Raw genomic sequence first — 18,448 nt, 5'->3', positions numbered from 1 at the left:
GAAAATATGAAAATTGATGCACATCAGCATTATTGGAGGATTTCTCGGGGCGATTATGGTTGGATCACCCCAGATAATTACTTGTTATATCGGGATTACTTACCAGGAGATTTGGTACCAGATCTACAGAAACAACATATCGATGGAACGATTCTTGTGCAAGCAGCCCCTACTCTAGAGGAAACATCATTTCTCCTTTCTTTAAGCGAAAGGAATGATTCGATCCTAGGGGTGGTTGGATGGTTAGACCTCACAGATCCTGAATATATGCATCACTTGGAAAACTTTAGTCAGTATCCTAAGTTTGTGGGTTTCCGATTGATGATACAAGATATGCCAGATCCCAAACGTGTCCTTCAACCGGATTATATTAAAGCTTTATCTTTTTTTGTGGAAAAGGACGTTCCGGTTGATTTACTTGTGACCTCAGATCAGTTGCCTATTTTAATTCAGCTGTTAGACAGGGTTCCAGGTTTACGAGGGGTTGTTGATCATTTGGCCAAACCACCGATCGCCTCTGGGGCATTGCAGCCTTGGCAAGAACAAATCGAAGCCATAGCAACTCACTCGAATATCTATTGTAAGTTATCAGGAATGGTGACTGAGGCTGATAGAGAGAATTGGGAGATCAATAATTTTGTTCCATATGTCCGTCATATTATTGCAACCTTTGGATTCTCTCGGATCATGTATGGGAGTGATTGGCCTGTCTGTCTTCAAGCAGCAAGTTATGCAGAGGTCTACAATTTGGTTAGCCATTGTTTGCCAACAAACGTGACACCGACTCAGCAAGCAGCCTTTTTTGGAGGGAATGCACAAAATTTCTATAAATTAAAAGGATGAAGGCTTAAAGAAAGGAGTGAATGGAAGATGAAAGTCATGATTTGCGATCAACCTCATAAATTTTCAATCCGTGAGATTAAAAGGCCAACGCTTCGTGCAGGTGAAGCATTGATTAAGGTGCAAAGGATTGGCATATGTGGGACCGATTTGCATGCTTATCAAGGGAATCAGCCCTATTTTACCTATCCCCGTGTGTTAGGTCATGAATTATCAGGTATTGTCGTGAAGACGAGTGAAGAGATTGATGCCTTCGAAAATGGTGATGAAGTGACCATTCTCCCTTATATGGAATGTGGAAAGTGTATTGCCTGTCGTAACGGTAAACCAAACTGTTGTACTGGCCTCAAAGTAATTGGTGTGCATAAGGATGGAGGAATGGCTGAATATATCAGCGTACCCGCAGATCATTTGATTGAAACTAAAGGATTATCGGCGGAACAAGCCGCACTTATAGAACCTTTTTCCATCGGTGCCCACGCCGTCAGAAGGTCAGGACTACGAGCTGGACAATACATCATGGTTATTGGAGCAGGTCCAATTGGTTTGGGGGTTATGGCCCTGGCTAAGCAGAAGCAAGCAAAAGTCATAGCGATGGATGTTAATGAAGAGCGACTTCAATTTAGTAAGGAATGGGCTAAGGTAGATGCTACTGTTAATCCGACCACAGGACAATCAATGGAAGAATTAGCGAGGATCACCAATGGCGACTTTCCGACCGTTGTTTTTGATGCGACAGGGAACCAACACTCTATGAACCAATCCTTTCAATATGTTGCGCATGGTGGGACCCTTGTCTTTGTCGGATTAATGAAACATGAGATCACATTCTCTGACCCTGACTTCCATGGCAAAGAATTAACATTGATGGCCAGTCGAAATGCAACACGTGAAGACTTTCATTTTGTGATTGAGAATTTAAGATTAGGGAATATCGACATTAAAGGTTATCTTTCTCACCGTTGTCGGTTTGATGATCTCATCGATCATTTCGATAAGTGGCTTCAACCGGAGTCTAAGGTGATTAAAGCCATGGTAGAATTATAGGTTGTTTGCGAGAAAATTAGGATGCACGTTATTCATTTTAAAACAATAAATGAAAAGGGTTTCATGATATCAATAAAGAGTACAATAATGCCGTTTTTCGCAATTTACCTCACTCCTATTGATAGTATAATGAGGGAAAATGCATGATGCAAAAAAATGATAAGTGATTAAATTTATTGAAGGAGGTCTTTAGATGAGTGTCAGAACAGAAGAAACAAACTATGCAAATATCCCAAATTATTATGGGGATCCCACATGGCTAATTCATGATCGGTTTGGATTGTTTATTCATTGGGGGCTATATGCCGCAGCTGCACGTCATGAATGGGTGATGAATCGTGAAAAGATTCATCCTGATACGTATAGAAAGTATTTTAAACACTTTGAGCCTGATTTATATCAACCTCAAAAATGGGCAAAAGCGGCCAAAGAGGCTGGAATGAAGTATTTTGTAATAACCACAAAACATCACGAGGGCTTTGCTCTTTGGGATTCTCAATTAACAGATTACAAGGCTACAAACACACCTGCCAATAAGGATTTGTTGAAGGAAATGGTGGAAGCCTTTCGTGAAGAAGGGTTAAAAGTAGGTTTCTATCATTCTTTAATTGATTGGCATCATCCTGATTTTCCCATTGATGGTCTGCATCCTCAACGGGAGGATGAAGCTTTTAAAGCCAAAGCCTCTGGGAGGGAGATTCAAAAATACCGTGAATATTTGCATGGACAAGTGCGCGAATTACTCACAAACTATGGAAAGATCGATTATTTATGGTTTGATTTCTCTTATCCACACCAAGATTGGGGCTGGTCCAAAGGTAAAGGGGCTGAGGATTGGCACTCAGAAGAATTAGAGAAAATGATCTTCGAATTACAGCCTGATATCATTTTAAATGATCGCCTAGACTTAGGGCGAGGAGTAGTGACACCTGAACAGTATCAGCCGAATGCTCCGATAGAAATAAATGACTTGCCGGTCCTTTGGGAAGCCTGTCAAACGTTAAATGGGAGCTGGGGATATGACAGAGATAATCTTGACTGGAAATCGGTTGATATGCTTGTAAAAATGTTGATTGATACAGTGTCGAAAAATGGAAATCTATTATTAAATGTCGGACCAAATGGACGTGGGGAATTTGATGAGCGTTCGCTAGAGACTTTACAAGGGATTGGGCAGTGGATGAGGCTTCACTCACGGTCAATTTACGGCGCGGCGGCGAGCAACTTCCAGGCTCCTGTTGACTGTCGATATACGCAGAGAGGAAACCGCTTATATTTACATCTCTTCTCATGGCCGTTTAAGCATGTTCATTTAAAAGGTTTATCAGGTAAAATCGAATATGCTCAATTCCTTCATGACGCTTCAGAAATTCATTATAAAGAGCATGATCCAAATGAAGTGATTACGAGTACTGAATGGGAAATAGCGCCCGATAGTGTGACGCTTGAGCTCCCTGTACAAAAACCAAACGTTACCGTGCCCGTGGTGGAAATTTTCTTAAAGGAATAGAAAGGATCAATACAATGCTGAATGAGCCGAAAAAGAGTTCTTTTAAAAAAAGAGAATAGAATAATATGAGGAGACTTCTAAATGAAAATCACAAATGTTGAGACTTATTTACTTGATGTTCCTTTGAAACAGAGAGCGATTACGGACTCTCAAACCCGATTGGAATCAGTAGAATTTATTGCTGTCCGGCTGGACACCGATGAGGGGATTAGTGGTTGGGGCTTCAATTGGAACTATACTAAGGGAACGCGAGCAGTACAGGTTGTTATAGACGATAATTATGCACCCTTATTAAAAGGTAAAGATCCTCTTCAACATAAACAAATTGTACGTGAACTCCACTATTCTAATCATTTTATTGGTCGAGTGGGGATAACTCAAGTTGGATTATGCGCGATCGATCTTGCCCTTTGGGATATTCGCCTGAAGATAGCGGGTCAACCTTTATGGAAATATCTTGGTGCTTGTAAAGATAAAGTCAAAGCTTATAACACGGATGGTGGTTGGTTGTCATGGTCCACCGATGAACTTATACAAGATATGTCTAAAATTGTGGATCGTGGTTTTGATGCCGTTAAAATGAAGTTAGGGCGTCCCGATCCAAGTGAGGATTACGCACGCGTAAAGGCAGTCCGACAAGCACTTGGAGATAAAGTAAAATTAATGGTAGATGTTAACACGGTTTGGGATTTAAAAACGGCGATTGTATGGGGGAGACGTCTAGAAGAATTTAATATTGAATGGTTAGAAGAACCTATGCATCCTTTTGATAAAAAGGCCCACGCAGAGTTGGCTCACAGACTCGATGTCCCCATTGCTGTTGGTGAGACAATTTACACTAAATATGATTTTCGGGATTATATTGAAATGGGCGCTGTTGATATTGTTCAGGCAGACTGTACAAAGCTCTCAGGCATTGATGAATGGCTTGATGTTGCTGCACTTGCCCGCAGTTATAATCTTGAATGTATCCCTCATACTAATGTGCAACAGAAACTCCATGTCCAATTGGCAGCCGTTACTCCGAATGCACCAATGGTAGAGTATTGTTATGAATCTATCGCAGACATTTGGGAAAACCCGATCCAAGTCAAAGAAGGTTATTATAATCTTCCTGAAGAGCCAGGATTGGGATGTAAATTGACTGACCGTGTTTTGCAAGAATGTCGGATTGGATAAGAACTATAGAATTGAACCCTGTCCAGGTCATGAAAAAATAAGGACCCATTTTCCACCGATAATTGTTATCGATAACAATTATCGGTGGAAAACAACCATAAAATAGGTAGAAATCAATCTATTATTTTATACTCTTTTACGAGAAAAATAGAGAAAGGTGAGACGATGGCTGGTCAAAATGAAGAACAAATCATTGAACAGGGTGTGCACAATTATAGCGCTGAAAAAGAATGGGTAAAGCCAGAGGATCCATTGCTTCTTGAACGTCTTGAATGGTTTAAAGACCAAAAGCTGGGAATTATGATGCACTGGGGGCCATATTCACAACTAGGTATAGTTGAATCATGGGCATTAAGTGATAAAGACGGTGATTGGTCAAGGGAAGGTATTGATTGGGAGAGAGATTCGGAAGAATTAAAGCGTCAATATTTTGACTTGAATAAGACATTTAATCCTATTCGGTTTCAACCAGAGGTTTGGGCTGATTTGGCTTATGAAGGGGGATTCAAATATTTAATTTTTACAACGAAACATCATGACGGATTTAGCATGTGGGATACTCATATGACAGATTATCGGATTACAGGTCAAGATACTCCTTTCCATAAACATAAATATGCTGATATTTGCAAACACCTTTTTGATGCCTTTCGTGCCAGAGGGCTATCGATTGCCACTTACTTTTCTAAGGCGGATTGGCATTCAGAATATTATTGGGCACAGGGAATGGAGAGAGGAAGATCCATGTGGCGCGGACCCTCTTATGACCCAGAAGAGTATCCGTGGCTATGGGAGTCATTTGTTCAATTTACACATGAACAGATTATGGAACTCATGTCCCGGTATGGACGAATTGATGTGTTGTGGCTTGATGCGGGATGGGTCGGCCATAAACGCCAAGATATTTGTCTAGGAGAGGTCATTCAAAAAGCTCGGAAGTTACAACCATGGCTCATTACAGCTGATCGAACTATGGGTGGTCCCTATGAAAATTACATCACACCAGAACAAACTATCCCTGAACATCCATTGTCTGTACCGTGGGAAAGCTGTATTACAATGGGGACATCTTTTTCGTTTAAATATGAGGATGACTATAAAACAGCACGCGAGATTATCCATACGCTTGTTGAAGTAATTGCTAAGGGTGGAAATTTAGCTTTGAACGTTGGGCCACAGCCAGATGGACGGTTGCCAAGTGGAGCAATTTCGCGAATGAAAGAATTAGGCGCGTGGTTGAATATTTATGGAGAAGCCGTCTATGGGACTCGAATATGCGCGCCGTATTTTAAAGAGAATTGTGGATTTACGTGCAAAGGTGAGACCGTGTACTGTTTCTATCTCTATCAAAAGGAAGACGTTGTAAAAGAATATATACTCCTTCCTTTTACGGGTGAAGTTGAACATATTCTTATGTTGGGGAAAGAAGAGATTGAGGTATCTTACCAGCAAATCAATGAGGGAGTACGCATTAGGCTCCCACATATTGAGGAACAAGCCCCAATTGCGCATGTATTTAAGATAGAATAAGTCAACCAACAACTCACTTTGAATAAAAATACCCAAATTAACCTGCTGCATCAAAGGGAGAGATGAGAGTCATTCGACTCCATTTTCCCTTAGTTTGCTATGCTTATTTATAGACTTTTCAACAGGATGACCGGAAATTACCTACGATTAAAAATATTTTATAAAGAAAGAAAATTTAAATTGACAGTCTATTTTTGCGATGTTACTATTATGTTACCGATAACTAAAATACAGAATGACTTAAGTTTAAAAAGATAGCTTTAAGATGAGTGAAATATTAGATTTCGTTTAATCATTTGTTTACATATTTTTCAGATATAAAAATTCTATTAGGGGGGAAAGCGTTGGGCACAACTAAATTGCAAACATCTAAACTTACAAGTCAAACGAAGGTTTCAGTTAAAAAAAGGTTCACATTCATGAAAGCGCTTAAGAATCACTGGCAACTTTATTTGCTCTTTTGTTTACCGCTTTTGTATGTCATTGTTTTTAAATATGTCCCTATGTATGGAGCAATCATTGCTTTTAAAAATTTTGATCCAACCTTAGGGATTTGGGGAAGTCCGTGGGTGGGGCTAGATAATTTTATAAAATTTATACACTCATATGAATTTGGAAGGGTCCTTAAAAATACGTTGTTGCTAAGCCTTTATCACTTGATTGCGGGATTTCCATTCCCGATAATATTAGCTTTAAGCTTAAATTACGTTTACAGGAAACGGTTTAAAAAATTTGCTCAAATGATTACCTATGCTCCTCACTTCATTTCAGTTGTTGTTATTGTGGGCATCATCTTATTGTTTCTTTCTCCTAGAGGTCCTTTTAGCCAAGTCCTTTCTTTATTCGGAGTGCATAATGTTGACATTATGGGAGAGCCCTCATTATTTAAATCTATTTATGTTTGGTCTGATATTTGGCAAAATGTAGGTTTTGGTTGCATCATCTACTTGGCTGCTTTAACTGGTGTAAGTCCGAGTCTTCATGAAGCAGCGATCATTGATGGTGCAAGTATTTTAAAACGAATTTGGCACATTGATATTCCAGGCATCCTACCAACAACAATTATATTGTTGATCTTAAATATGGGAAGTATTTTGGATACAGGGTTTCAAAAGGTATTGCTATTACAAAACTCCTTGAATCTATCATCATCAGAAGTAATAGATACGTTTGTTTACAAGGTTGGTTTAGTGGCCCCAATTCCGCAGTATTCATATGCTGCCGCTATTGGATTTTTCAAGGCGGCGATTGCCTTTGTTTTAATCATCGGTGCTAATCGACTTGCGAGAAAAGTAGGACAAGAAAGTCTTTGGTAACTCTGGAAGATAGGGGTGGTTTAGTATGAATAGTAATATCAGAGAATCTAAAGGAGATCGAATTTTCCTTATATGTAATTATGTTTTTCTATGTATTCTATTGATTGCTGTTTTATACCCGCTTATCTATGTATTAAGTGCTTCATTTAGTTCAACTAAAGCCGTTACTTCAGGACGGGTGTGGTTATGGCCGGTAGATTTTAGTTTAACAGCTTACAAGGAAGTATTTAATTATGCTTTAATTTGGAAGGGGTACGCAAACTCTATTTTTTATACCGTGGTCGGGACTCTCATTAATATTGCATTAACTATTATGGCTGCTTATCCACTCTCAAGAAAGGATTTTAAAGGCAAAAACTTATTTATGTTGTTATTTGTCTTTACAATGATTTTTAATGGTGGATTGATTCCAACTTACCTTCTTGTCAAAGATCTTGGCATGCTAGATACACGCTGGGCCTTGATCATCCCCAACGCGATGTCTGTGTTTAATGTCATTATAACCCGAACTTATTTCAAAACGACAATTCCAGACGAACTATTAGAATCAGCTCAACTGGATGGATGTACTGACATGAAATTTTTAACAAGAATTGTGTTGCCTCTGTCTGGACCGATTATTGCTGTCATTGCATTGTTTTATGCTGTAGGGCATTGGAACGAATATTTTGACGCTCTTATCTATCTGCGAGATCAGAATCTCTTTCCGTTACAATTGATTTTGAAAAATATTCTTGCGCAAAGTGAAATTGATCCTTCTATGATTGGAGATATTGCGATGCTTCAATCCAGGATTGGTCTTACAGAACTCCTGAAATACGCATTAATTGTAGTCTCATCCTTGCCTGTTTTAATTATCTACCCCTTTGTACAAAGGCATTTTGTAAAAGGGGTTATGATTGGATCTTTAAAAGAGTAAATCTATGCCCTGCTAAAAGGAGGTGGTAGCCAACCTTTTGGGTTTAGAGTGGAGAAAATTCTATTGATTGGGTTGAGGAGGAATTTGATGAAACATAAGTTTATAGTCATTTTAACCTTTTTGTTGTTGTGTTCATTACTAATGGCTGGATGCTCGAGTAAAGAAACTTCAAAGAAAACAACCGCCGATGTTAAACCTATTGTAACAGATCCCGATACTTTCCCGATTGTGAAGGATAAAGTAACACTCACTGTTCTTATCCCTTCTAATTCACTGGTGAAAGACTTTAATACTAATGATTTTACTAAATGGTATGAGAAAAAAACGGGCGTTCATGTTAAGTGGGAAATTATACCTGAAGATGGTGCTGCGGAAAAACTTAATCTTATGTTAGCAAGTGGCGATTTGCCTGATGTCATTATGCATATGCCTGTGACAAAATCACAATTGATGGTGTACGGGAAAAAGGGCGTCTTTCAATCTCTTAATAACTTAATTGATAAGTATGGACTGAGACCAAGAAAATGCTTAATGATGTCCCTGGCGTTAAAGATGCAATAACAACACCTGATGGTGATATATACTCCCTTCCGCAAGTCAATGACTGTTACCACTGTTCAATGTCTGAAAAAATGTGGGTATACAAACCATGGCTCGATAAGTTAGGTTTGAAAATACCAACAACAACCGATGAATTTACGGCTATGTTAAAAGCCTTTAAAACACAGGATCCGAATGGAAATGGCAAAGCAGATGAAATCCCACTATCAGGGATGAAGAATTCTTGGCATGAAGATATTGCTGGTTTCTTAATGAATCCCTTTATTTACAGTGATATGTTTGTAAAAGACGGGAAAATACAGGTGCCGTATAATACACCAGAGTGGCAAGAGGGATTAAAGTATCTTCATCAATTGTATGCTGATGGTCTTATTTATTCGGGGTCATTCACTCAAGACTCAGAACAATTTATGAAATTGGGTGAGAATCCTGGTACCCCTATTTTAGGGGTGGCGGTAGCGGCGACACGTTCTACATTTGCAGATATTAGTGATAAAGGAAGAGGAAACGATTACGTTGTTGTTCCTCCACTAAAAGGACCTGATGGAAACCGCGTGACTCTTTATGAGCCTGCACCTGTGACACAACCAGCAGAATTTATCATTACTAAAAATTGTAAGCATCCTGATGTTGCCATGCGTTGGGCGGATGCTATGTATAAGCGGGATATCACCTTACGCTCTGTCATTGGACGTCCAGATAAAGAATGGCGCAATGCTAAAGAGGGTGAAACAGGATTAAATGGAAAACAAGCGTCGTGGGTTGAACTTAAACAATCAGAAGCCCTTACAAATCATGCTTGGATGCAAACGGGGCCATCTTTAAGGACAAGAGAATTTCGTTCTAGTCATGCAGTCCCCAAGGGAACACAGGAGGAGGTCCTTTGGAAAGCAACAGAACAATACGAGCCCTATCTTCCAAAAGATATAGAACCAGTGCCTGATCTGTTTTTCACAGAGGAACAATCTAATGAAATGGCAACGTTAGAAAAAACAGTTACAGATTATGTTGATGAAATGAAGGCGAAATTTATCACGGGGAAAGCCAATATCGATAAGGATTGGGATAAATACATCAAAACATTAGACAGTATGGGCATTAAGGACTATGTGAAAATTTATCAAGAGGCATACGATGCTAAGTATAAAAATTAGGAGAATTTATTCAATGTAAGAGGGGGAGATTTCTACTTCTCCTCTCTTTCTTCTCATAAAAATGAATGAGGGCTATTTATTGGAGGTGCTTAAAATGACCGAACAAGCTGTACCTACGCAGCAACAAAGCAGATGGCAGGATCTTGAGCTCGGGATGTTTTTTCATTTTGGAATCAACACTTTTTATGATCAAGAGTGGGGAACTGGAGAAGAGGATCCTAAAAAGTTCAACCCTAGCGATTTAGATGCGAGACAATGGGTAAGGATTGCAAAACAAGCAGGGTTTAAATATATTATTTTAACAGCAAAACATCACGATGGCTTTTGCTTATGGCCAACAACGACTACGGAACATTCTGTTAAATCCAGTCCATGGAAACAGGGAAAAGGGGATGTTGTTGGTGAGGTTGCGACCGCTTGCCAGGAGGAAGGGTTATTATTTGGATTATATCTTTCTCCGTGGGATCGACATGAGCCGTGTTATAAAGATAAAAATGCCTATGATGACTTTTATTGTCAGCAGTTGACAGAATTGTTGACTCAATATGGTCCATTGGTTGAAGTATGGTTTGATGGAGCGGGATCAGAAGGTCGTCAATATGATTGGCGGAGAATCATTGATTTGGTTGAGCGTTACCAGCCAGAAGCTATGGTCTTTAATATGGGGCGGCCGACAATAAGATGGGCAGGAAATGAAGATGGAGTGGCGCCTTATCCAAATTGGAATTCAAGTAAGACAGCTCGACTTAGCCTTTTCACTGATTCAGCGCCAACCTGGTTACCGGATACACCGGAATGGCTTCCTTCAGAATGTGATGTGCCGATTCGGAATCGTCATTGGTTTTGGCGCACGGATGACGAGCATAATTTAAAATCTCTTGAAGAATTAATGGATATTTATTATCGGTCAGTTGGCCATGGTGCAAATCTCTTATTAAATGTAGCTCCTGATAAGTATGGGCTAATCCCTGAAATAGATGCAGAAAGAGTCATTGCATTTGGTCAAGAAATCAAGTCAAAGTTTGCACAACCTCTTTCTGAGACTTCGGGAAAAGGAAATGTCATCACCCTTCAAATGGACAAACCTATACTAATCAACCATGTTATATTAAAGGAAGATATTACATATGGAGAAAGGGTGAGAAAATACAGACTAGAATATCTACAGGATGGCGATTGGAAAGAAGTGTTCGTTGGAACTGCCGTTGGTCACAAGAAGATTGATTCTTTTGATCCTATCGTCACAAATCAATTACGTTTAATGGTGACCGAAGCAATTGATACACCAATTATTAAGCAACTTGCATGTTTTGATATCAATAATCAAGTTGGTCACTGATAACTTAATCCATTACTGATTTTCTAATAAAAACTTAGCATTTGAATTAGCCGAAGGATAGCTCCTATCGGCTAATTTTACAACCCTATCAAAAGATTTATTTTGATAGGGGGAAATGTAGGAGTGCTTTTTTAAGATATTAATAAAGGTTATTTGCGCCCTTTGAAGGTGTATCCTAATGAAGATTTTCGAACAATGATTTCTGGGGGAAGGACAATGCGCCGATTTTCTTTTGGTCCAGTTCCTTCTATGCGCTCTATGAGAAATTGAGCTCCCATGTAACCGTAACTATAGGCGGATTGTGCGGCAACCGTGAGAAAAGGGTTGAATCCGGAAATGGGTTCGAAGTCATCAAAACATACAATAGCCATGTCATCTGGAACTTGGATCCCTTTTTTGTTGAGGGCTTTGATCACATTGACTGCAATAAAATTATTCCCTGCAAAAATCGCGGTGGGACGCTGGTTTTTAGGGAGCGATAGGAGTTGCTCAATGACGTCATCAGCGGTATCTTCTTTATATTGGATTTCCCACATTAATTTTTTTTTATAAGGGAGATTGGATAAGCGTAGAGTCTCTTCGTAACCTCTTTGCCGTTCGCGAGCAGTAGAGGTATTTGAGGGTCCATTTATTAAAGCGATATTCTTATGTCCTTGATCCCGCAAATGCTCGACAAGACGGCGCGCACCCTCATAACTATCACCAAGAACAATATCGCTTTGGATTCCTTGAATATCTCGATCGATGAGAACAAATGGAATGTTACTTTTGACGAGAGTCCTTAAATTTTTTTTGGATTCATCACCCATAGGTGCATATAGAACCCCATCGACACCAGTTGATAAAAGCATATTAATGTATTCAGTTTCTTTATCTATGTTTTCATCGCTATTACTCAATAATAGCTGGTAACCCGATTGCTTTGCTTTATCCTCGGCGCCTCGGGCAACCCGTGTAAAAAATGGATTCGTGATATCTGTGATTAGGAGTGAAATAATATGGGTTCTTTTAGAAATTAAGCTACGAGCAGCTGAATTAGGAATATAACCCAGTTCTTTAATGATAGCTTCAACTTTTTGGCGTGTGGTATCTTTGATATTTGATGAATTATTTATAACACGGGATACTGTCATAGGAGAGACATTAGCTTTTTTTGCGATGTCATATATTGTAACCATAAAAAATCATCCTATCGTTTTTTGTAAGTATAAGTTGAGTTTCTGCTTCGATTCAACACTTGAATAAAGTTGCAATGAAGTATTTTATTTATAATCTTGTATTTTTAAGGTATATAGGAGGAGTAAGGTGATTCTTATTATAATATAAAAATGATATCAATAACACTTATTTTGTCCACAAGCCCAAAGATAGAGAACTTTTCAATCGGTATAGTTCGATCGTTATCGATTGACATAATGAAACTATTAAATTTATACTTTTGTTATCGGTATCAAATAGAGGGCTCTATCCATATAAGACCATCATTAAACCATTATTCATCCTAATCTGAAAATTTTTGTGGTTTTGGAGAAAAAAACAAATACAAAGCATATAATCAAAATATGTCACTCAATATTTGTACCGTGTGTAAAGAATAGATAAAAAATCAAATACAAAAGAGGAGGATTTGTAATGAAGTTGGTAACAGTTGTATATCAAGATCAATCATTTGTAGGTGCGCTCGTCGACAATTATGTCATTAATCTTAATCAGGTCATGGATTCTCCTGAATTAACGATGTTAGGTTTAATTCAAGGGGGAAAAGCGCTTTTACAGTCCGCTAAAGACAAAGTGGAACGTGCAGATATTAATGTAAGCGGTTATCCTGTTGGTGAAGTTACTATTAAGGCTCCCTTAAGTGATCCAGGAAAAGTCGTTTGTGTAGGCAATAACTATATGGATCATTGTCGTGAGCAAAACGTGACACCTCCAGAAAAGCCTCTGATTTTTTCAAAATGGCCGTCTTGTATTGTCGGACCTGATGACGAAATCATTCTCCCTAATGAATCGGAGCAAGTTGATTTTGAAGCAGAGTTAGCGGTTGTCTTTGGAAAAGAAGGGAAAAATATTTTAGAAGATGAGGTATTTGATCATATTTTTGGTTACATGATCGTGAATGATATTAGTGCGAGAGATGTACAGTTTTCTGATGGTCAATGGGTTCGTGGGAAATCATTCGATACCTTTTTACCAACTGGTCCTTATATCGTGACTGCCGATGAGATTGACAATCCACATGATCTCTCCATTCGATTAACAGTAAATGGTGAAGCGCTTCAGGATTCTAATACAAAGGAAATGATTTTTGATATCACTGACCAAATCACCTACCTTTCCAAAGGTTTTACATTTAAGCCAGGAGATATTCTTGCGACAGGGACCCCTCATGGTGTAGGGGTGTTTCGAAAGCCCCCTATATTCCTTAAGGATGGGGATGAAGTTTCTATTTCTATCGCAGGACTCGGTTCATTAAGCAATCGTTGCGTCAGTGAATCTTCTTCATTATAAATCTATTAAAACCAATGTGTCTAAAACACTTTATTGAGGTGAATTTATGAGACTTGAAGGGAAAAATGCCATAATAACTGGAGCAGGATCAGGCATTGGCAAAGAGACTGCCTTATTATTTGCACAGGAAGGCGCTCATGTGACTATTGTTGATATTAATGAGACGGGAAGTCAGGGAACTATAGAAGAGATTGAAAGAGCCGGTGGAGAAGCGACCTATATACATTGTAATGTTACTGATGAAAAGGATGTTCAAGCTATGACAAAGCAAGTTATAGCTGAACGAAACCATATTGATGTACTTTTTAATAATGCGGGAATTAGTGGGGTAGGTCAATTACATGAATTAGACCTCGAAACATGGCTTCGGGTCATGAATGTAAATGTTAACGGTGTCTTTCTCGTTTCAAGAGCGTTTTTACCTCAGATGATGAAGCAAAAAAGCGGCTCCATTATTAACATGTCCTCATGTATTGCGGAAATGGGATTGGCGAACCGGGCAGTATATGCAAGTAGTAAGGGAGCGGTGCTTTCGCTCACGAAGTCGATGCAAGTGGATTATGCGCCTTATAATATTCGTGTGAATGCTTTAATGCCTGGTACCATCTATACACCTTTTGTAGAAGATTATCTCTCTAAGGATCCTGATCCTGAAGCCGCAGTCGCAGGAATTAAGAAGCGACAATTAAGCAATGAACTCGGTAAGCCTATTGATGTCGCCTATGCAGCTTTATTCCTAGCCTCAGATGAATCAAAATTCATGATGGGTGCTCCTTTTATGATCGATGGTGGGGTAGTGAACGGCAAATAAATTTTAAATGAGGAGAAAATGGACATGACATTAAAAGATCAAGTGGCAATTATTACAGGAGGAGCTGGCGGGATAGGTGCTGCTTCGGCTGAGCTCTTTGCTGCTGAAGGCGCAAAAGTGGTCGTTACTGATATTAACGAGCTTGCGATTGCAGAGGTTGTTCAAAACATACACTCTCAGGGGCATAAAGCCATCGGTATCACTTGTGATGTGACGGATAAGCACCAAGTTATGGCGTTAGTGGATCAAACCATTGAAACCTTTGGACATCTCGATATTCTCTTTAACAATGCGGGAACGATTTTACCAAAAGCCATTGAAACCATTGAAGAAACAGAGTGGGATCGTCTTTTTCAAATTAATGTTAAGAGTATGTTCTTAACAATTAAGCATGCCTTACCCCATTTAAAAGCAACGAAGGGGCGGATCATCAATATGGCTTCGATGACAGGCGTTATGGGACAACAGCATAATCCCGCTTATTCAGCTACAAAGGGGGCTGTCATCGCCTTAACCAAGGCCTTGGCTATTGATATGGCTCCAGAGGGTGTGAGAGTGAATGCACTATGTCCTGCAGGGGTGAATACACCATTGATGGAACGGTGGTTAAGCGAGCAAAGGAACCCGGAACAAGCGCGTCTTGAACAAGATCGTTCTCATTTACTCGGCTATACGGCTTCTACAATGGAAATTGCTCGTGTAGCCTTATTTTTGGCTAGCGAAGCTTCGAGCTTTGTGACTGGGGAGGCCATGACGGTTGACGGTGGGGCAACACTTGGGTACGGTTCTGGAGCCAAAGCTGAATGGCAATTTGTAGATCAAGGGTAAATGACAAGTCAATTTCAAAAGAAGTTGAAACAGAAGGTTTTCCTCAAAGAAACATCCGAACGCATTCAAATCATATGAATAGTTCGGATGTTTATTTAATAACGTCAGAAATTATACATTTGTGGAAGACCTTGTAAGTGCAACTTTGGCTTTTGACATTTTTACCAAAGGTAGCGTCAACTATCCAGTTGATTGGAATGAAAGACACGAGATTCGGAACACTTAAGAAAAGTGTGTTCCTCAGCGCCGCCGACGCACGGGTGCTCTTCGCAGGTTTTCTATTCTAAAGATAAGTGAAACTATAACTTCCAAGCCTTGCTTAATAATACAATGCCTTCTTTTATTTGTTTTTCTGATAAACCCCCGAAACCTAATAAGACTTTCGAACATCTAGTCGCTTTAGGGTTGTTAAAATAGATGGAAAGGGGATAAATTTTCACCCCTTTTTGCCTTGCTGAAGCGATTAGTTCTTCCTCTTTCATGCCATTTTTTACTTCTAAAACAATATGAAGCCCCGATTGATCACCAATGACCCTAACCCTTTCTCCCATCCATTGCTTAATTGTCGAAAGGAGGACATCATGCTTTTTGCGATAGAGAGTTCGCATCTTATTCAAGTGTCTTTCCCAATGGCCTTCTTGAATAAAATGGAGCAGGGTCTCTTGATGAAGGCGTGAAGTCGTTTGTTTAAATAACGTAAAGTGCTGATGATAAGTCGATAATAAGGTGGGTGGCAATACCATATAGCTGATGCGAATAGAGGGAATTAAAGCCTTTGAAAATGTTCCTAAATAGATGACTCTCTCATTCCTATCGAGTCCTTGTAAAGAAGGAATCGGTTTTCCTTTATAGCGATATTCCCCATCATAATCATCTTCAATAATATACCCTTCAGTCATTTCCGCCCATTTTAATAAAGCCGTCCTGCGTTTAATAGGCATAATCATGCCATAAGGAAATTGGTGGGAGGGGGTCACATAAACGGTTTTAGCCTTAGATTGAGCCAATTTTTCAATGTCAATCCCTTCTTCATCCAAGGGGATGGGGACAAGGGTTGCGCCATGATGATACAGGACCTTTCTTACTCTATGATAGCCCGGATCTTCTAAAGCATAAGGAGATTCATTTCCAATCATTAAATACAGCAGACTGATGAGAGATTGTGTCCCAGCACCGATGATGATTTGCTCTGCGGTGCATGCCACCCCTCGTGATTCATAAAGGGATTGGGCAATGGCTTCGCGAAGCTCAGGTTCACCTTGAGGGTGATGATTGTAATAGAGCGTATTTTGATCTTGAACTAATGACTGTACGGATAATTTTCTCCAAATCGTATGGGGGAACGCTTCGAGATCGACGTGACCTGAATTAAAATTGATCTTTAGTTTATCAGCAGGACCCTCTTGTTTCTTTTCGTCTATGAGCAATGTTCTCGGTTTAAAAAAGGTGTTTTGCTCCATTTCTGTGACAAATAAACCTTTACGTGGCATGCTTTCTATGTAGCCTTCTGCCACTAATTGATCATAAGCTGCTTGGATCGTATTAAGGCTTATACCTAAATGCTGAGCGAGTTTGCGTTTCGAAGGTAATTTTTCAGTGGAAGCAATCTTCCCTGTAATAATCTCTTGTTTAAGGTAATCTGAAAGTTGCACATACAGAGGTGTTTTGGCTGTTGGGTCAAGGTTAGGGGTGATTTCGTACATATTAACCGACTCCTTCTAAACTGGTACTGATAATTGATTGAAATCTGGACCTTTTCATCATACCAGTTTGTGCTTTAATAGCAATAAAAGGGAGTGAACCCAATGGATATAAAAGAATTGAGGCATGAAGAAGAGTGGAAGGACGCTTACCCCGTGATGCATCAACTTCGCACTCAACTTGACTTGGAGAACTACCTTAGGATGGTAAGAGAAGCTTCTGAATTTGAAGGCTACAAATTGTTTGCTTTATATGACCAGAGTAAGATTGTTGCTGTGACCGGTTTTATGCCAATGATGACATTAAGTAATGGCAAATATATTTGGGTCTGTGATTTAGTGACTGATTCTGAAGTGCGCTCAAAGGGCTATGGGCAAAAACTCTTAGGCTTTGTCGAAGCGTGGTCCAAGGAGAGAGGCTATGGAATAGTCTCGCTTTCCTCAGGCGTTCAACGTCACGACGCGCATCGGTTTTACGAGGAGAAAATGAAGTTTGATAGAGTCAGCCATGTCTTTTTAAAACAGTTGTAATCTAACACATAACAGAATGAAGGGAGAATTTCCATGTATTTACCAAGGGCTTATAAAGAAGAGGATGTAAATCGTTTAATCCAGTTTATAAAAAAGTATAGTTTTGGCTTACTTTTTTCGCAAAGTGAGGAGGGTCCTTTTTCCACGCATTTACCATTTATAGTGGATGAAACGCGACCTGAAAAGGCCATTTTGCTGAGTCATATGGCCAAGGCGAATCCTCATTGGAAAAATATTAATGATCAGGACGTGCTTGTGGTGTTTACAGGTCCGCATGCCTATATTACTCCTACTTGGTATCAGGAGGAAAACACGGTACCGACTTGGAACTATACCGCTGTATCTGTTTATGGAAGAGTACATATCAAGCAAGAGAGTTGTGAAAAAAAAGAAATTCTAGAAAGGACAACTGATTTTTATGAAGCCTCTCAAACTTCCCCTTGGAAAGTCGACTTTAATGATCCTGTTATGGAGGCATTAACCAATGGAGTTGTGGGTATAGAAATAGAAATCAAAAAGTTAGAAGGAAAGTGGAAACTAAATCAAAATCACTCACGAGAAAGACAGCAGAGGGTCATTGCCGGATTAAAAACAAGAAAAGACGATGATTCTCAGGAGATTGCTCGTTTAATGGAGGAAAATCTCATAAAATAAATTAAGATTAAAGTAAAACGG

17 protein-coding genes are annotated in these 18,448 nt (G+C 39.4%); 15 read left to right on the top strand and 2 right to left on the bottom strand.

Annotated features, from left to right (window positions below; translation table 11 throughout):
* Nucleotides 1–6: 6 nt before the first annotated feature.
* The 10 genes from IEV91_RS09425 (at nucleotide 7) to IEV91_RS09385 (ending at nucleotide 11,395) form a co-directional block, all read left to right on the top strand.
* Nucleotides 7–843, top strand: coding sequence for an amidohydrolase family protein (locus tag IEV91_RS09425; protein WP_188497176.1), 837 nt, complete (start codon nucleotides 7–9; stop codon nucleotides 841–843).
* 27 nt (nucleotides 844–870) lie between these two features.
* A complete protein-coding gene (locus IEV91_RS09420) occupies nucleotides 871–1,887 on the top strand; it encodes a zinc-binding alcohol dehydrogenase family protein (protein ID WP_188497175.1) in 1,017 nt (338 codons plus the stop codon).
* 193 nt (nucleotides 1,888–2,080) lie between these two features.
* On the top strand, nucleotides 2,081–3,397 hold the full coding sequence (locus IEV91_RS09415) for an alpha-L-fucosidase (protein ID WP_188497174.1): 1,317 nt from the start codon (nucleotides 2,081–2,083) through the stop codon (nucleotides 3,395–3,397).
* 81 nt (nucleotides 3,398–3,478) lie between these two features.
* Complete coding sequence (locus IEV91_RS09410; protein ID WP_188497173.1) at nucleotides 3,479–4,576, top strand: mandelate racemase/muconate lactonizing enzyme family protein; 1,098 nt, start codon at nucleotides 3,479–3,481, stop codon at nucleotides 4,574–4,576.
* A 165-nt stretch (nucleotides 4,577–4,741) separates the two neighbouring features.
* Nucleotides 4,742–6,106, top strand: a complete 1,365-nt coding sequence (locus IEV91_RS09405) for an alpha-L-fucosidase (RefSeq protein WP_188497172.1) — start codon at nucleotides 4,742–4,744, stop codon at nucleotides 6,104–6,106.
* A 419-nt stretch (nucleotides 6,107–6,525) separates the two neighbouring features.
* Nucleotides 6,526–7,422, top strand: coding sequence for an ABC transporter permease (locus IEV91_RS09400; RefSeq protein ID WP_188497219.1), 897 nt, complete (start codon nucleotides 6,526–6,528; stop codon nucleotides 7,420–7,422).
* Nucleotides 7,423–7,447: 25 nt separating this feature from the next.
* Complete coding sequence (locus IEV91_RS09395; RefSeq protein WP_188497171.1) at nucleotides 7,448–8,341, top strand: carbohydrate ABC transporter permease; 894 nt, start codon at nucleotides 7,448–7,450, stop codon at nucleotides 8,339–8,341.
* 87 nt (nucleotides 8,342–8,428) lie between these two features.
* On the top strand, nucleotides 8,429–8,902 hold the full coding sequence (locus IEV91_RS21890; protein WP_268236375.1) for an extracellular solute-binding protein: 474 nt from the start codon (nucleotides 8,429–8,431) through the stop codon (nucleotides 8,900–8,902).
* Nucleotides 8,866–10,056 (top strand): extracellular solute-binding protein, encoded by a 1,191-nt coding sequence (locus IEV91_RS09390; protein ID WP_268236374.1) that lies wholly within the window; start codon nucleotides 8,866–8,868, stop codon nucleotides 10,054–10,056. The genes IEV91_RS21890 and IEV91_RS09390 overlap by 37 nt, the downstream gene beginning before the upstream one ends.
* Before the next feature lie 94 nt (nucleotides 10,057–10,150).
* Nucleotides 10,151–11,395 (top strand): alpha-L-fucosidase, encoded by a 1,245-nt coding sequence (locus IEV91_RS09385; protein WP_188497170.1) that lies wholly within the window; start codon nucleotides 10,151–10,153, stop codon nucleotides 11,393–11,395.
* 149 nt (nucleotides 11,396–11,544) lie between these two features.
* Here the strand turns inward: IEV91_RS09385 and IEV91_RS09380 are convergent, their stop codons facing one another.
* On the bottom strand, nucleotides 11,545–12,573 hold the full coding sequence (locus IEV91_RS09380; RefSeq protein ID WP_188497169.1) for a LacI family DNA-binding transcriptional regulator: 1,029 nt from the start codon (nucleotides 12,571–12,573) through the stop codon (nucleotides 11,545–11,547).
* A 454-nt stretch (nucleotides 12,574–13,027) separates the two neighbouring features.
* Here IEV91_RS09380 and IEV91_RS09375 point away from each other — a divergent pair, with 454 nt between their 5' ends.
* Genes IEV91_RS09375 through IEV91_RS09365 form a run of 3 tightly spaced genes read left to right on the top strand, consistent with a single transcriptional unit; the run spans nucleotide 13,028 to nucleotide 15,542 of the window.
* Nucleotides 13,028–13,903 carry a fumarylacetoacetate hydrolase family protein gene (locus tag IEV91_RS09375; RefSeq protein WP_188497168.1) on the top strand — a complete coding sequence of 292 codons (876 nt, stop codon included), beginning with the start codon at nucleotides 13,028–13,030 and terminating at the stop codon, nucleotides 13,901–13,903.
* A 46-nt stretch (nucleotides 13,904–13,949) separates the two neighbouring features.
* A complete protein-coding gene (locus IEV91_RS09370; RefSeq protein WP_188497167.1) occupies nucleotides 13,950–14,714 on the top strand; it encodes an SDR family NAD(P)-dependent oxidoreductase in 765 nt (254 codons plus the stop codon).
* 24 nt (nucleotides 14,715–14,738) lie between these two features.
* Nucleotides 14,739–15,542 carry an SDR family NAD(P)-dependent oxidoreductase gene (locus IEV91_RS09365; protein WP_188497166.1) on the top strand — a complete coding sequence of 268 codons (804 nt, stop codon included), beginning with the start codon at nucleotides 14,739–14,741 and terminating at the stop codon, nucleotides 15,540–15,542.
* Nucleotides 15,543–15,841: 299 nt separating this feature from the next.
* On the opposite strand, the gene pdxR is transcribed toward IEV91_RS09365, so the two are convergent.
* Complete coding sequence (pdxR, locus tag IEV91_RS09360; protein WP_188497165.1) at nucleotides 15,842–17,245, bottom strand: MocR-like pyridoxine biosynthesis transcription factor PdxR; 1,404 nt, start codon at nucleotides 17,243–17,245, stop codon at nucleotides 15,842–15,844.
* Nucleotides 17,246–17,347: 102 nt separating this feature from the next.
* Between pdxR and IEV91_RS09355 the strand changes: the two genes are divergently transcribed.
* Both IEV91_RS09355 and IEV91_RS09350 read left to right on the top strand, forming a co-directional pair.
* On the top strand, nucleotides 17,348–17,773 hold the full coding sequence (locus tag IEV91_RS09355) for a GNAT family N-acetyltransferase (RefSeq protein WP_188497164.1): 426 nt from the start codon (nucleotides 17,348–17,350) through the stop codon (nucleotides 17,771–17,773).
* 33 nt (nucleotides 17,774–17,806) lie between these two features.
* Entirely contained in the window at nucleotides 17,807–18,427 is a 621-nt protein-coding gene (locus IEV91_RS09350; RefSeq protein ID WP_188497163.1) for an FMN-binding negative transcriptional regulator, read from the top strand.
* Nucleotides 18,428–18,448: the final 21 nt, after the last annotated feature.

The sequence above is a fragment of the Pullulanibacillus pueri genome, from assembly GCF_014639255.1.
Taxonomy (GTDB): Bacteria; Bacillota; Bacilli; order Bacillales; family Sporolactobacillaceae; genus Pullulanibacillus; species Pullulanibacillus pueri.
The sequence above is the reverse complement of the archived record's forward strand: the minus strand, read 5'-3'. Positions and strand labels throughout refer to the sequence as shown.